General features: G+C 55.0%; 14 protein-coding genes. 4 read left to right on the top strand and 10 right to left on the bottom strand.

The genetic code is table 11. The features are described 5' to 3' along the window. Positions 1-9: 9 nt before the first annotated feature. The 5 genes from HC757_RS04845 to HC757_RS04865 all read right to left on the bottom strand — a co-directional run bounded on the left by HC757_RS04845 (position 10) and on the right by HC757_RS04865 (position 5,331). On the bottom strand, positions 10-1,269 hold the full coding sequence (locus HC757_RS04845; RefSeq protein ID WP_169563167.1) for a hypothetical protein: 1,260 nt from the start codon (positions 1,267-1,269) through the stop codon (positions 10-12). After that, positions 1,244-1,942, bottom strand: coding sequence for an ABC transporter ATP-binding protein (locus HC757_RS04850; RefSeq protein ID WP_169563168.1), 699 nt, complete (start codon positions 1,940-1,942; stop codon positions 1,244-1,246). Before HC757_RS04850 ends, HC757_RS04845 begins: the two co-directional genes overlap by 26 nt. A gap of 128 nt (positions 1,943-2,070) precedes the next feature. After that, positions 2,071-3,291 (bottom strand): ABC transporter permease, encoded by a 1,221-nt coding sequence (locus tag HC757_RS04855; protein ID WP_169563169.1) that lies wholly within the window; start codon positions 3,289-3,291, stop codon positions 2,071-2,073. Beyond that, positions 3,291-4,520, bottom strand: coding sequence for an ABC transporter permease (locus tag HC757_RS04860; RefSeq protein WP_169563170.1), 1,230 nt, complete (start codon positions 4,518-4,520; stop codon positions 3,291-3,293). Before HC757_RS04860 ends, HC757_RS04855 begins: the two co-directional genes overlap by 1 nt. A 1-nt stretch (position 4,521) precedes the next feature. Then, on the bottom strand, positions 4,522-5,331 hold the full coding sequence (locus HC757_RS04865; RefSeq protein WP_169563171.1) for an outer membrane lipoprotein-sorting protein: 810 nt from the start codon (positions 5,329-5,331) through the stop codon (positions 4,522-4,524). 301 nt (positions 5,332-5,632) lie between these two features. On the opposite strand from HC757_RS04865, the gene HC757_RS04870 reads away from it, so the two are divergent. The 3 genes from HC757_RS04870 (at position 5,633) to HC757_RS04880 (ending at position 7,922) form a co-directional block, all read left to right on the top strand. Next, on the top strand, positions 5,633-6,121 hold the full coding sequence (locus tag HC757_RS04870; RefSeq protein WP_169563172.1) for an ion channel: 489 nt from the start codon (positions 5,633-5,635) through the stop codon (positions 6,119-6,121). A 191-nt stretch (positions 6,122-6,312) separates the two neighbouring features. Next, positions 6,313-6,942 carry a LysE family translocator gene (locus tag HC757_RS04875; protein ID WP_169563173.1) on the top strand — a complete coding sequence of 210 codons (630 nt, stop codon included), beginning with the start codon at positions 6,313-6,315 and terminating at the stop codon, positions 6,940-6,942. A gap of 446 nt (positions 6,943-7,388) precedes the next feature. Further along, a complete protein-coding gene (locus tag HC757_RS04880) occupies positions 7,389-7,922 on the top strand; it encodes a DUF6817 domain-containing protein (protein WP_169563174.1) in 534 nt (177 codons plus the stop codon). A 129-nt stretch (positions 7,923-8,051) separates the two neighbouring features. On the opposite strand, the gene HC757_RS04885 is transcribed toward HC757_RS04880, so the two are convergent. Further along, positions 8,052-8,399, bottom strand: coding sequence for an NIPSNAP family protein (locus HC757_RS04885; RefSeq protein WP_169563175.1), 348 nt, complete (start codon positions 8,397-8,399; stop codon positions 8,052-8,054). A 103-nt stretch (positions 8,400-8,502) separates the two neighbouring features. Continuing rightward, a complete protein-coding gene (locus tag HC757_RS04890; protein ID WP_169563176.1) occupies positions 8,503-8,913 on the bottom strand; it encodes a GNAT family N-acetyltransferase in 411 nt (136 codons plus the stop codon). A gap of 1,154 nt (positions 8,914-10,067) precedes the next feature. Here HC757_RS04890 and HC757_RS04895 point away from each other — a divergent pair. Then, a complete protein-coding gene (locus HC757_RS04895) occupies positions 10,068-10,784 on the top strand; it encodes a cyclodeaminase/cyclohydrolase family protein (protein ID WP_169563177.1) in 717 nt (238 codons plus the stop codon). 88 nt (positions 10,785-10,872) lie between these two features. On the opposite strand, the gene phoU is transcribed toward HC757_RS04895, so the two are convergent. The 3 genes from phoU to pstA all read right to left on the bottom strand — a co-directional run bounded on the left by phoU (position 10,873) and on the right by pstA (position 14,148). Then, positions 10,873-11,583 (bottom strand): phosphate signaling complex protein PhoU, encoded by a 711-nt coding sequence (phoU, locus tag HC757_RS04900; protein ID WP_169563178.1) that lies wholly within the window; start codon positions 11,581-11,583, stop codon positions 10,873-10,875. Positions 11,584-11,644: 61 nt separating this feature from the next. Further along, positions 11,645-12,463: a phosphate ABC transporter ATP-binding protein PstB gene (pstB, locus tag HC757_RS04905; RefSeq protein WP_169563179.1), complete on the bottom strand. Its 819-nt coding sequence runs from the start codon at positions 12,461-12,463 to the stop codon at positions 11,645-11,647. Positions 12,464-12,495: 32 nt separating this feature from the next. Beyond that, entirely contained in the window at positions 12,496-14,148 is a 1,653-nt protein-coding gene (pstA, locus tag HC757_RS04910; RefSeq protein WP_169563180.1) for a phosphate ABC transporter permease PstA, read from the bottom strand. Between the last annotated feature and the right edge of the window lie 22 nt (positions 14,149-14,170).

A 14,170-nucleotide genomic window follows, 5' to 3' on the forward strand; every position in this document is an offset into this window, starting at 1 on the left:
TCGACGGGGCTAAAAATAATACTCGTAACGCAAAAAAAACCTGTCGCCGGATGCCAGCCGCTGCCTGCGACTGGCATCGACAAACAGGCCACCGTATTGACTGCCGGGCTCGCCCCTGGCGAACTGGGCCCCGAACACCAGATTCGACGACTGGGAGCTGTTGTAATTGACTGTGAGCAAGCTCAGGCTGCTGCCGTCGTTGGCCTGGTAAATCCAGGTCGGCGCCAGGGTCAGCAAGGGGGAATATTGCAGCTGCAGGCCGATGGCGAATTGATCCCGCCCCAGGGAGAACAGCTGTCCCCGCTGCAGCCTCGCCCTGACCCCGGGCGCCAGCTCATCCAAGCTTCTGACGTCGTCGGCGAAGCCATTCAGGTAATATTCGACAAACCCATTCAGGGGCCGTTCCCACCATTGCCAGCTATGTTGCAGATTGAGTACCGCCGAATAGACAGTTTGCCTTGCGGCCGTCGGCGGCAAAACCAGCTCACTGGCGAGCAGATCCAGCTTGGCAAGCGCCGTCCCCAGGGGCAGCACCAGGCCGAGCCCCAGCTGCTTGTCCCCGTAATCCTGGGCCAACATGAGTTCGAACTGCAAGCTCTGCCAATAACCCAGATACTTGAGCGCCAGCGAATCCCGGCAGCCCGTTGCTTCGGCCTCGGCGCCACACTTATGGGGCACCCACAGCCCTTGCAGCTCGGCGCCCGAGTCGAACAAACGCTGCAGGTACAAGAGGTCGACCCCGGGTTTGTAACTGGTATCCATGGCCGCCGGCGCGAAGGGATTAAACAAGTCCAGCACCTGGAAGACATTGCCATTGCCCCAGGTGATGGCCTGACGCCCCAGCTTGGCAACCCAGCGGGCGCCGCTGTACTCCAGGCTGGCCCTGTCGATGAAGTGGGTCACCGCCTGAGTGTCTGAACGCCTTATGTCGGCCCGCCAGTCAAACCAGCTGGGGGCGCCGGCGTCCGATTCCAGGCCGGCCGAGGCATCGCTGGCAGTCGCCCCGAGCACATAATGCAAGTCCAGTGACCAGGCCCCGACATCTTGGGTTAATTTGAAACGATAATTGCCCTGCAGCAGCGAATAGTCCGCTGTGCTCATGTCAGTGCTCACGTCAGTATTCATGTCAGTGCTCATGCCTGGGCCGCCCGCGGCACTCGAATCGGCATACAGGTATTGCAGCTTGGCTTCCTGGGCCAGGTCCACCGCCACGGCACTTCCATGTGCCAGCAGGGCGGCCAGACTAATAATCTTCAGCCACAGTGCCATCTTTGATCACCAGTTTGCGACGGGTAAAATCTATGACCTGAGGATCATGGGTCGCCACTATGAGGGTGGTCCCCGACTCCAGGTTCAGTTCCGCCATCATGGTCAACAGCTCAAGGGAGTTCTTGCTGTCCAGATTGGCCGTGGGTTCATCGGCCAGTATGATGGCCGGATGGCTGACCAGGGCCCGGGCCACCGCGACCCTCTGCTGCTGGCCGCCGGATAATTCCGCCGGCAGGCGCTGCTCCATCCCCGCCAAGCCGACCCTTGCCAATATTTGCCTGGATAAGTCCCTGCGCTCGGCCTGGGCAACCCCCTGCAACTGCATGATGAATTCGACATTTTCACGGGCGCTCAGCACAGGGATCAGATTGTAGGCCTGAAACACGAAACCTATCTTGCTTAGCCGCAAATCGGCAAGCTCGCTGTTATTCATCCGCGACAGCGGCGCCCCCTCGACCCACACCTCCCCCGAGCCGAACCTGTCCAGGCCGCCAATCATGTTCAACAGCGTGGTCTTGCCCGAGCCCGAGGCGCCGGCGAGGGAGACAAATTCCCCGCGGGCGATGGACAGGGATATCCCCCGCAATGCCGGCACCTGGATTGCCCCCTGTTGATAGGTTTTCACCACCGCATCGCACTTGACGATGGCCGAATCCTGACCCCCTGCTTCCATAGCCGTTCCCGCCCCTTTATTGCGTCACCTGGATTTACATCACTTGGATTTACCTCATCTGGCTCCCTTGCGACTCTGTGCTTGTCGCCTGTTTGCAGCCTGTTTGCAGCCAAAGCGTACAGTTTCTGCTAGTTGGTGGCCCGCGCCAATACCTCGACCGGCACCTGCCGGGCCGCCTTGAACGCCGGATAGAGGCTCGCCAGCAGCCCCATCAGCATGACGCTGATGCCTATGAGCCGCAACTCGGTCCAATCCAGCCGTGGATACACAACTTGCGCCGCCCCAAAGTAGCTGGCACCGACGCCGAGATAGAGGCCGTCGTCGAACCCCTGCACTGTCGCCATCCCCGCCAGCAAACCTGACAGGGTTGCCAGCCCCAACATCAGCCCAGACTCGATCAAGAGTTGCAGCAACAGCCATCTGGGCTTCATCCCCAGTGCCTGCAGCAGGCCAAACTCCCGCATGCGTTCGAACACGGCCACCAGCAGGGTGTTAATCAAGCCGAAAGACACCAGGGCGAAAGACACCAAGATCCATATCCAGATGCTGCCCTCACTCATTTCCATCAGTGCCTTGGTGAAGGGCTGCAACTCATCCCAGGCCCTGACCTCCAGCTCGCCGGCCTGCTGCGCCAAACGGGCCGCAGTCACGCCGGAGTCCTGCTCATCGGCGAGCCGATACACCAGCTCGGAAAAGTCGTCGCCTATCTGCAGCAGCGCCTGCGCCTGAGGTAAGGTTATGAAGACACTGTATTTTTCGATATCCGGCTGCGAGGAAAAAATCCCAACAATCCTCAGCCCCCGCTCCTCTATGCCGCCGTCGGCTCCCTGACTCATCAGCACCAGGCGCCGGCCCAGGCGGGTTTGCAGCCGCTTGGCCAGCTGTTCGCCGAGCAGGATCCCCCGCTCGTCGGCGGAGACGAAGTAATGCCCGTCAACCACGGCATGGGGAATGAAGGACAGCCCCTGCTCGCGCTCGGGCTCAATCCCCAGCAGCTCGACCGGCGCGCTTTCCCGCTCGGTACGTATCATGGCCGGGACCCTGACCCGTCTGGCAAAGTGGCTGACGGGCGGCCGGGTCAAGATCTCGGCCACGCCGGACGGCAGATGCGAGATCCTATGGTCGACATTGGGATCGTCCAGATAGCCGGGGGCGTGGATCTGCCCATGGCCCGTGAGGTTGTTGATCGTCTCGACCACTGCGGCCCGCGACCAGGCCCGCATGAATGCCCCCATGGTCACCATGGAGTACACGGCCACGAAAATGGCCAGCATGGTCAATAAGCTGCGGCGCCTGTTGCGCCACAGATTGCGCCAAGCCAGGGGGAAGATCAGGCTCAAGCTCCCCATCAGACGGCCCTCATGGCGCTGACTATCTCCAGCCTGCGGATCCTGAACACGGGATAGAGTCCGGCAAGCGCCAGACACAGGGCGATGCAGCCGGGCCCCAGCAGGAGGGTTGCCCAGGTCAAGCTCGGGTATAAGGTGGCATCCAGACCGAACTGCTTGAACACGGCCTCGGCTTCCTCGAAGCGGATCCCCGTCTGCTGATAGTAGTAACTCACCACAGCCCCTATCGCCAGGCCGGCGACGATACCCAGGGACATCACCAATAGAGACTCCAGCCATACCAGCCTGCCGAGCAACCCTGGGCCGACGCCGAGCGCCATCATCATGCCAAACTCCCGGGTTCTCTCCATCACAGTCATCAGGGCGGTGTTGAGCAGGGACAGGACTATCACCAGGATCAGCACCAGGTACATGGCCATTGCCGAACTTATGTCCAGCTTGATCGCCTTGAACAGCGCCGGCTGCATTTCCTGCCAATCCCGCAGCGCCAGATCCCGGCTCGCCAGGTAACGCCTAAGGGCCGCCGGATAAGCCGGTAATAACTCGATTTCCCCCCCGGCGACGACCAAGGCATGGATCTCCCCTTCCATGGAGAAGGTTTGTTCGAAGCGCGCCAATGGCATCTGCGCCAATTGCCGGTCAAGCGGCTTCAGGCCGCTGGCGAAAATGCCCACCACCCTGAGGGAGTCCACCGCCAGCGCCCCTTCCCTGCCGGCCCCCAGCAGCGTCAGCCGGTCGCCCGGCTGGAGCCGTAAATTCTTCGCCAGCCCTTCCCCCAAGACGATCTCGTCGGTCGCCGCCGAGGCGTCGGGACTCAGGTAACGCCCCTGCCTGATATTGGCCGGCAATGAGGAAAACAGCGGCTCCTTGTCGGCCTCCACCCCTGTGAGTTGGGCGCCGAAACTGCGCTGCCCGGATGACAGCAAGGCGAAGCCGTTGGCACGGCGGGCCAGAATGGCGTGGGGAAGAGACAGCTTAAGCTCACGCTGCAGCGCGGGGTTAAGCTCGAAGCTGGCCGCCATGACGGGTTCGGCCAAATATGCCTGCCGCTGGATCTGGGCGGCGCCATCCAATATGCCTATGCTGCCGTTAACCATGGCCCTATAGCTGCCCAGCTGCATGGCCGGCAGGAAGATGACGATGGCGCAGGTCGAGGCCACCGCCGCCGCGCTGAGCCAGGTGCGCCGCGGCTGCCGCCATATGTTGCGCCACGCCAATGCCAGCAACATCTCAGTCGGGTCTCCAGGGGCGGGGATTGCGCAGATTGGACTGGGTAAACATGAAACCCGGTAACGCCAAATCGAAGAAAGCCTGCCGGGTGGCTATCTCGGTCCAATGCCCAGGCTCGGCATAGTTGACCATGCGCATCCGCACAGGATATTGCCGTCCCCCCAAGGGGGCGATCTCCAGGGTCTTCATCTCCTTCACCAGTTGCATCTCCTGGTCATAAAACTGCTCGTACAGCAAGATATGATCCTCACGGATCGCCAGCACTTCCTTACCCCATACCACGGGCGCATCTGGCCTGGGGGTCGCCTTGATGAAGTGCTGCACATGCTCCCCCATGGGCTCACTGCCCAGCAGCTGCAGGGTGAATTCGGTCAGCAAGTGATCCGATTTGGCGAGATCATTGTAGGAAAAGTCGCTGCCCATCCAGGACTGGGTCATCATGCTGGTGGGTAACTTGATCACCTGATTCAGCTTGGGGGCGAAGATCCACATATCGTTGTTGAGTTTCAAGGTGGCATTCCCCGCCTCCTTCGGCGGAGCGGTGAAGCGGATCAGGGCATCCTTGTCGCCGCGGGTCCAGCTGTTCAGGCTCATGCTTCTTTGCCACTCGGGGCGATGTATGGTCATGGAGACTTCGGCGTAGGAACTCATGCCGCGCCATTGATCCAATGCCCCCTGCACCAGGGCAACGGCTTTGGCATCGGAAATCAGGGTATCGGCCCCCGCCGAAACGCCACTGAGTGATAGCACGGCCGTGAGCAACAGCTTGCCCGTCAGCCTGAACCTGGTACAGGCCCCCAATCCATTCATCTCATCCCCCCGCGGGTATTCATTGCGGCATCCGCCCGGCAATAGCCTGGGCCGGACGCCAATATTTGCCAATAGCAATTAACAGCTTAGTTAACATATCCGCAAGTTTCGAACCCGATGCCGCCAGGGCCAGCCAAGGCGGGCCCGCTGTCGGGGTGCGGGATAGCCGGGCGTTCCGAGTCTTCCTGGGCTTTCCGGGACCTTCCCAGAGCTTTATGGCTAAACTTATGTTTACAGGAGCCATGGACCAGGGGCAGCCCCACCTGTCTGGGCCAGCTATGGTGAGCGCCGGGTGACTATGATGAAAAACAAAGCACATTATTCTAGGTTCGGAAAATTCATCCAGGACATCTCCCTGCACACCCCCTTCGTCAGGCTGGTGCTGATCTTGGTCTTGCTCTGGCTGATATTCTCCGCCGGCCTGTACCTGGCAGACAGGGACATGAACGGCACCACGCTGCATTCCTACCCGGACGCCTTGTATTGGGGCATTGCCGCCTTTTCTACCGCAGGCATAGCCGATCCCCCTATCTCAGGCATGGCCAAACTCATAGGGGGTCTGTGGATAGTGCTGGGCTCCACCCTCTTCTTCGGCGCCATAGTCGCCACTGTGACCGGCTATTTCATGCGTCCCCTGCAGCGGCCCCACAAGCAGATCATAGACACCATAGAATATAACCTGGAACAGTTGACGGATCTGACCCTGGAAGAGTTGGACCTGCTGAAGGAAACCGTCGACGCCCTGATAGAACATGTGGAACACTTGAAGGCGAGGCAGCCGAAGGAGTAGACATAGGCGCCTTGAGCCACCGCCGGGTACCAGGCAATTCAAGAGATAGGCGGTACGAGGCATAAGTTGGCGCAGCCTTGCCGGCACTAGGCCGCAGACCGGTATGAAAATGTTGGCTTTAACATGACTCTTGATTAACGCGTCACCGGCCCCAATCTCTGTTGAATAGGAATGCACAATAGGATAGCTAAATGGAATATTTACTGGCTGTGATGCTCTTCGCCGTTTCATCATCTGTGACCCCTGGGCCAAACAACATCATGGTGATGACATCCGGCGTCAACTTCGGCATCAAGAAAAGTTTGCCTTTACTGACGGGAATTTGTGTCGGTTTTACCCTGATGCTCTTGTTGGTCGGCTTGGGGTTTGCCCAATTATTCCAGGTGTTCCCCCAGCTGCACTTCGTCATTAAATGCATAGGGACAGTCTACTTATTGTATCTGGCATACCTGATTGCAAGATCGGCAGGCACCCTGAGCTCGGCCTCCCAGGCCAAGCCTTTCACCTTCATGAAAGGTGCACTGTTTCAATGGGTGAATGCCAAGGCCTGGGTAGTGGCAACCGGGGCCATAGCCGCCTTCACCACGGTTGGGACCGGTTTTTACAGTCAAAACCTGACGATCGCCCTGACCTTTTTCATCGTGTCTTTTCCCTGTGTCGGCGTTTGGCTGCTGTTTGGTTCCATGCTTAAAAATCTGCTGCAGAACGAGCGCAAGAGAAGGGTCTTCAACTATACGATGTCGGGGTTACTGGTATTATCCGTCGCTCCCGTCATCAAAGAGATACTCGGACAGCTAAGCCTGACAAGCACTGTCACCTGAGCCACAAGGGTGGCCCTGTTACTGCCGCGCCAACGAGACAACATACTGGGATGTCCATATATGTATGTCCGCCGCTGCGGCAACATCCTTGAGTGGACCATTGGACCATGGGAACAATATGACCGGGCCCCTGCTTTTATCCTGAACCCAAGCGTATCCTGCTGAGTCCGGTTTTGTATGCCGGCATGGGAACACCTCAATGACTCATTGGGTGTCCCTAAAACGAAACCCGGCTCGATAGAGCGCTCAGGCACGCTTTGCAGACAAAGTGCTTGCTGAAATCCAGAGGTACCAGTAGCTTAGTCACACAGTGATCGTAGATAACAGGCGCAGCTCGCAGCCATTTATAAAAACAAGGAGTGCCAGCATGCTTTGCGCTGGTCCGAGCTGATAGACGCGCATGCGCGTTATACAAAGGTTATGCGACCTAAAGGAAATTAAGATTTATGGATAAGTTTGGAATGCTTCAAGATCTTGGTGCAGGCGACTTTCAGCACCTCAATGGCTCACTGGAAGCACACCTAAAAGGCACTGAGAAAGTTCTAAAAAGTTGGGGTAGTATTGAGTTACTTCAAGTGGCAGGCCTGTATCACGCAGCTTATGGCACTGCGGGTTTCGACGAAAATATGGTGTCGCTAAATCAGCGACAAGAAATTGCTCGTGTTATTGGTAATAACGAGGAAGCATTGGTTTATTTGTATTGTTCCTGCGATAGAGATTATGTTTTCCCTCAATTTGGTAAAGTTCAAGAAATTCAATTTAAAGACAGGTTTAATGGTTCAGTCTTTAAACTCGACGACTCAATGGCGAAATTGCTTTGTGAGCTAACTGTCGCCAATGAATTAGAGCTTGTATACAGCAGTCAAGAGTTCAAATTAAAGTATGGAGCAGAGCTAATGGAATTGTTCCAAGGCATGGATAGTTACTTAAGTTACGAGGCTCGAAAGGCGTACAAATCAGCGTTGTCGAATTTCGCATAACAAGGCGTTTAAGAGTGATTCTGAATTAAACCATTTGCTGTGGGTGGCCTGATTCTGATCCTAAAACGGGTCAAGTTCACTGAACACCACAGTCACTTGTTAGGCCATTAGTTGCGAGATGCCCTTAACTTACCAAGTTTGAAACGATAATTTCATCGACTCAATAGCTTCATTAGACAACCAGAGAGTTGCATTAACGTCTGACTCTATTAAATCAACGATTCCCTGACGAGGACCATTTCGCCATTGCTCCGTTGCATAGAATTCATTCTGTGAAAACTCAAGATGTTCTAAACTGTCATACGCTCTAATCAAAAAATAAGCATCTTCGTCATGGACTGATTGACCATAGACCACCACATCCATTCCCCAGTCTAAATGGAGAGGCATACTTTGGTTAGCGACTAATTGATGAAACTTATTACCACTTCCCTTCTTAAGTTTATAAGTACGAATTTCGATCAACTTCTTTGTCATGTTTCCTCCATGGCCTAAGGCCTGCAATAAGGTGTGACAAGCGCTTGCCATACTTGAGCGAGGCGAAACCTGCAAGCGTTTGGGATCAGTCTTAAATGCTTCATTATGCGTGAGGTTTAAACTTTTTTGTCATTCCTTGGCAAGATGGAGAAACAAGTTTGTATCCCAACTTTTCGTAAAATACTGGTTCATCCGCAATCATTGAAACATACGAACCTTCTAAGGCAACTGACGATAAATAGTTATCTATATACTCCATGACTTTTCGTCCCAGCCCTTTCCCTTGGTAAGTTGGATCAACGGCAACATCCACCACTTCAAAATTACACGCACCATCACCAACGACACGACCCATCGCAACCAAAGCCTCACCATGTCGTATTGAGATCCCATACAGGCTGTTTGGCAATGCAATTGTGGCAGCCTTAAGAGACTTTGGTGATAAGCCTGCTTTCACGCGCATTTCGCAGAATTCTTTCGGACTAGGGACGTTTTCTTCGTATGTTATTTTCATGCTATACCACTCCTTTTGCTTGCATTCGAAGCATACACTCAACAACTGTATAAATAAACAGTTAAAGTGTATTTTGCTTAACACGCATAACGACGTGATTGGCCTGCCAACTTGGTTGGCAGCCAATCACCTGCCGTGGGCCTTCACACAGCTCTTATTGCAGGGGCAGCAGTGACACACCGGCTCTTGATCTCACAGGAAGCCCCCCTGTAGGCTCGACGGCGACAAAATGCCTCGGTAATTCCCCCGAAAATAGCAACACCAGTTCGCCTTCTGCCAGACAGGAGTCTCAATGCCGCGCAGGGCAGGACGCCCGAGAGCGGCCATGGCTCTCGTTCGCTGCATATCGCTACGCGATGCTCACCCTGTCGCCAACAGTCACTGGTGCAACAGTGCCCTCTCTAATGCTCCCCTTAGGCTTCAAAGTTAACAAGCATCAAGACAACAGATGTTCCAGCTACAAGCGCTGCTGCGGATGACACATATCCCCTTCGAAGTTGCCGAAAAACATTGGAGAAATTGCGTGAAAAAGGCAAGGCGAATGCTCGGCTACGACGAGCTAGCCTCAGGTGAGCCAGGGATGGCGAATATGAGGCGCTAGCAAATTTCTTCATAAGTTTGAGGACCATTGCTTGTACAAGAGCAACTTCGTGGGACGTCATGGCGGATGCAAGGAGGACAGGACGAGCAGTCCTCCTTGCCCGGCTCTTGATTTAAACCTGGGGCGGGAAGCCCACGACGTTCTCGGCCGCAAGGCCGTCACAGGTTAATTTAAGCCATGACACTCTCGGCTGATGCCAGCGATGCCAATCCAGCCATTCGAAGCTGATATCTATGATGCAACTCATCACCTGCCGTGGGCCTTCACACTGTTACCCCTGCGGCACGCAGCAAGTCCGTCCCTGGATGCTCTGCGGCGAATTCCCTTTCACCGAAGGCCGCCGGTGCAACAGTGCCGTCTCTGGTGTTCCCCTTAGGCTTCAAAGTTAACAAGCATCAAGACGACAAATGTTCCAACGAGTAGCGAGGGGACGATTTAAGCTATACTGAACTCATGCATTAATGGCAGATACAGTATCTATAAAGTGCATTACTCTATTTGTTAATGCACATGAAAAATAGCTAGATATTTTAAGCAGGAGCAATGTGTATACATGGAACAGTCAAAACTAGCACAAATCGATTCCTATTCATTACTCGAATTACCGACTGATCAGTTACTAAATTATTTTGGTGCAGGAAGAGCATCTCCTGGCTCAGGTAGTGCTGCTGCTTTATTAGCAATTCTATCATGTAAGATGATAATGACTGTCTGTGACATCAGCCAAAAAAAAGATGAGTGTAGAGTAGCACGTAAAGAGTTCGGTTTAATAAAGATACGAGTTTCTGAAGTTATTGAGCCTAGATTGAAAACGTTATTTGATGCTGACGCTAAAGATTTCGAAGAGGTGATAAAGCTTAGAAAGCTCCGTGATAATGCCGCAGACCCTAAAGAAAAATCAAAATACTCCAGACAAGCATCTAATATGCTTGAGACAGCCACTGATTACACATTCGAAATAGCAGAAAAATCACTGAAATTAATGGAATACGGGGTAACTATGTTTGAAGATGGTTGGCATGCAATTCGTGGAGACTCTGGGGTGTCTATTAGCGCTGCATTATCGGCTGTTATGTCTTGCATATTTATAATCAACTTAAATTTAAAGACACTGAAAAAGCGTAAATATTCAAAACTCAATATTGCTAAAGTAATTGAACTGCAAAAAAAACTGCAACAAATGCAAGATAAAGCCTTTTCTTGTGTAACCACAATCAGCTCTGAATCAATTGATGCTGTACAGCTCAAACTAAAAATGTCTAAATTTTAATTATCACAATCCCTTTCCCAATAAAAAACGCCGGCTTAGCCGGCGTTTTTTGGGTCTCTGCTTCACAGCAAACTCAAACTTTACTCGCTTAAAGTTTAAGGTCTTTTTCCATGTCTTCGTAGGAGGTATGACGCACGTCCTTGCCTTTGACATAGTAGATGATGTATTCGCAGATATTCTTGCATCTGTCACCGACCCGCTCGACGGCGCGCGCGGCCCATAGCACGTCCAGCACCCCGGGGATGGAGCGGGGATCTTCCATCATATAGGTCATCAGCTGACGTATTATGCCTTCGTATTCCTTATCCAGCTTGGCATCTTCCTTGTGCAGCTCCAGCGCCGTGTCGGCATCCATACGCGCCAGCGCATCCAGGGTGGCATGCAGCAGACGGGTGGCGTGGCGGCCCATGCTCTCTATGCTGACCAGGAGTGGCTGCTGGTTGTTGAGGCGTTTGTCGAGCGCCGCCTTGGCGATACGCACACAGGCATCGCCTATGCGCTCCAGATCTGTGATGCTCTTGGAGATGGCGATGATGAGGCGCAGGTCGCTGGCCGCCGGCTGGCGTTTGGCTATGATGCGGGTACATTCTTCGTCGATGGACACTTCCATGCCATTGACCTTGTGATCCCCGTCTATCACCTGCTGGGCCAGTTCGGCATCCAGGGCACCCAAGGCATCCAGCGCCTGCTCCAGCTGGCGCTCCACCAAGCCGCCCATGGCCAGCACCCGGTTGCGTATGTCGTCCAGTTCGGCGTTGAACTGACCGGAAATGTGTTTGCTCAGATTCATCTTTTCCATTGGATTTAAAACCTTTTATTCAAACTGTGCCAAAAAGTCGTGTCGGGTAGCGCGGGCGCGATTAACCGTAACGCCCAGTGATATAGTCTTCCGTCTTGCGCTTCTTGGGCGTAGTGAAGATGGTGTTGGTGTCGGCGTATTCCACCAGCTCGCCCATGTACATGAAGGCCGTCTGATCCGAGACCCGTGCCGCCTGTTGCATGTTATGGGTCACTATCACCACAGTATATTTGGATTTCAGCTCGGTGATCAGCTCTTCGATGGTCAGGGTGGAGATGGGATCCAGCGCCGAGGTAGGCTCATCGAGCAGCAGGACCTCCGGCTCGATGGCGATGGCACGGGCGATCACCAGACGTTGCTGCTGACCACCGGACAGGCCGAAGGCGTTGTCGTGCAGCCTGTCTTTGACTTCATCCCAAATCGCCGCGCCGCGCAGCGAGCGCTCGGCCGCCTCGTCGAGTTCGCGGCGGTTGTTGATCCCCTGCAGCCTCAGGCCATAGACCACGTTCTCATAGATGGACTTGGGGAAAGGGTTCGGCCGTTGAAATACCATGCCGACGTTGCGGCGCAGCGCCGCCACATCCACTTGCTTGTCATAGATGTTCTGGCCATGCAACAGAATTTCGCCGTCGATGTGGCAGTTATCCACCAGATCGTTCATGCGGTTGATGCAACGCAGCAGGGTCGACTTACCGCAGCCGCTGGGGCCGATGAAGGCGGTGACCTGCTTCTTGGGGATCTTCATCGACACGTCAAACAGGGCCTGCTTCTCGCCATAGCGCAGATCCAGGTTGCGGATCTGCAGCGCCGTGTTTTCCTGGCTCAGGTTTTCCAAGTCAAACTGTTCTGTATTCATTACTGATGAGTCTATAGAAATCATGTTCTGTCCTATCACTTCAGGATAATCGCCAATTAATGCTCTAGCGAACGGAATTTTTCACGCAGGTGGTTACGTACGCTGATGGCCGTCAGGTTGAGTGCCACTATCACAGACACCAACAGGAAGGAGGTCGCATACACCAGAGGACGTGCCGCTTCAACGTTTGGACTCTGGAAACCTACATCGTAAATATGGAAGCCCAGGTGCATGAACTTACGTTCCAAGTGCACGAAGGGGAAATTCATGTCTATCGGCAAGGTCGGTGCCAATTTCACCACCCCCACCAGCATCAGGGGAGCGACCTCACCGGCGGCGCGGGCCACGGCCAGGATAAGCCCCGTCATGATGGCCGGGCTCGCCATGGGGATGACGATGCGCCACAGGGTCTCGGCCTTGGTGGCACCGAGCGCCAGGCTGCCCTGACGTACGGCACTGGGAATACGGCTCAGGCCTTCCTCGGTGGACACTATCACCACCGGCAAGGTCAGGATGGCCAGGGTCAGGGCCGACCAGATGACCCCGGGGGAGCCGAAGGTCGGTGACGGCAAGGCTTCGGGATAGAAGAGCTGATCCAGGGATCCCCCCAACATATAGACGAAGAAGCCCAGGCCGAATACCCCATAGACGATGGACGGCACGCCGGCGAGGTTGATCACCGCGATGCGGATCATCTTGGTGATGGCGCCCTTCTGGGCATATTCATGCAGGTAGATGGCCGCGATCACCCCGAATGGCGTGACTATCACCGCCATCAGCAGCACCATGAACACTGTGCCGAAGATCGCCGGGAATACCCCACCCTCGGTGTTGGCTTCACGGGGATCGTCGCTGACGAAGCGCCCCAGGCCAACGAACCAGTGGCCTAGCTTGCCCAGCAATCCCAGATCATTGACATAGGTCACATCCAGTACGCTGTCGAGCGGCAGGGTCACTTCTTCGCCGCGCATGTCGCGCACTACCACCGCATCCCTGCCCGCCTCATCACGCAGGGCGAACAGCTGCTTCTCCAGCACTAAGTATGCTTGATGCAGGGCGTCGGCCTGGGTCGCCAGCTGTTGCTTGCGCTCGGCCGTCAGTTCACCGTCGAGTTCGAAACGGCGCTCTTTCAGGCGCAGCTTTTCCAACTTATAGTTGATCGCGCCTATGTCCTTTTTCTGCAAACTGACGGCTTCGTCGGACAAGGCCACAGCGCGGGCAATATGCCGCTTGAGCTCGCCTTCCACATCCTCGAGCGCCAAGCGCTGACCCTTTTCGATCACGGCCACGGGATAGCCATAGAAGTTACCGTTCTTGGTACGCTCGAGCATGGCCACATCGACCGGCGTCGAACGTTCCAGTATGTCTGTCGCCAAGATCCAGCGGAAGTCCAAACCGACAAACTCGCGGTTACCCGTCTTCACCAGATAGCGGGTGACAAACTCGCCGGGATCTTGGGTAAACTTATGGCCGGCAGAAATCAAACGTTCGGTCGGCACTTCTTCCACATCGTAGATCTCACCTATCAGGGTCGAACGTTTGCCCTGGTTGTCCTGCAACTGCCACTGATAGACGTCGGCCGGCCAGAAATAGCTCAGGCCACGCCAGGCGATAAGCAACAGCAGCCCCAATACCGCAATCAAACTGATACTCACGGCGCCGCCTGTCATCCAGATCCACGGCGAACCCGATTTAAACCACTTACCCATTGCACGAACCTCTCAAGGTCAT

Origin of the sequence: Shewanella salipaludis (genome assembly GCF_012911865.1) — a bacterium.
GTDB classification, from domain to species: Bacteria; Pseudomonadota; Gammaproteobacteria; order Enterobacterales; family Shewanellaceae; genus Shewanella; species Shewanella salipaludis.

What these genes read in the sequence shown, in the direction of transcription:
- HC757_RS04845 (WP_169563167.1), bottom strand. Translation starts at nt 1,269, where the DNA reads ATGGCACTGTGGCTGAAGATTATTAGTCTGGCCGCCCTGCTGGCACAT.
- HC757_RS04850 (WP_169563168.1), bottom strand. Translation starts at nt 1,942, where the DNA reads ATGGAAGCAGGGGGTCAGGATTCGGCCATCGTCAAGTGCGATGCGGTG.
- HC757_RS04855 (WP_169563169.1), bottom strand. Translation starts at nt 3,291, where the DNA reads ATGGGGAGCTTGAGCCTGATCTTCCCCCTGGCTTGGCGCAATCTGTGG.
- HC757_RS04860 (WP_169563170.1), bottom strand. Translation starts at nt 4,520, where the DNA reads ATGTTGCTGGCATTGGCGTGGCGCAACATATGGCGGCAGCCGCGGCGC.
- HC757_RS04865 (WP_169563171.1), bottom strand. Translation starts at nt 5,331, where the DNA reads ATGAATGGATTGGGGGCCTGTACCAGGTTCAGGCTGACGGGCAAGCTG.
- HC757_RS04870 (WP_169563172.1), top strand. Translation starts at nt 5,633, where the DNA reads ATGAAAAACAAAGCACATTATTCTAGGTTCGGAAAATTCATCCAGGAC.
- HC757_RS04875 (WP_169563173.1), top strand. Translation starts at nt 6,313, where the DNA reads ATGGAATATTTACTGGCTGTGATGCTCTTCGCCGTTTCATCATCTGTG.
- HC757_RS04880 (WP_169563174.1), top strand. Translation starts at nt 7,389, where the DNA reads ATGGATAAGTTTGGAATGCTTCAAGATCTTGGTGCAGGCGACTTTCAG.
- HC757_RS04885 (WP_169563175.1), bottom strand. Translation starts at nt 8,399, where the DNA reads ATGACAAAGAAGTTGATCGAAATTCGTACTTATAAACTTAAGAAGGGA.
- HC757_RS04890 (WP_169563176.1), bottom strand. Translation starts at nt 8,913, where the DNA reads ATGAAAATAACATACGAAGAAAACGTCCCTAGTCCGAAAGAATTCTGC.
- HC757_RS04895 (WP_169563177.1), top strand. Translation starts at nt 10,068, where the DNA reads ATGGAACAGTCAAAACTAGCACAAATCGATTCCTATTCATTACTCGAA.
- phoU (WP_169563178.1), bottom strand. Translation starts at nt 11,583, where the DNA reads ATGGAAAAGATGAATCTGAGCAAACACATTTCCGGTCAGTTCAACGCC.
- pstB (WP_169563179.1), bottom strand. Translation starts at nt 12,463, where the DNA reads ATGATTTCTATAGACTCATCAGTAATGAATACAGAACAGTTTGACTTG.
- pstA (WP_169563180.1), bottom strand. Translation starts at nt 14,148, where the DNA reads ATGGGTAAGTGGTTTAAATCGGGTTCGCCGTGGATCTGGATGACAGGC.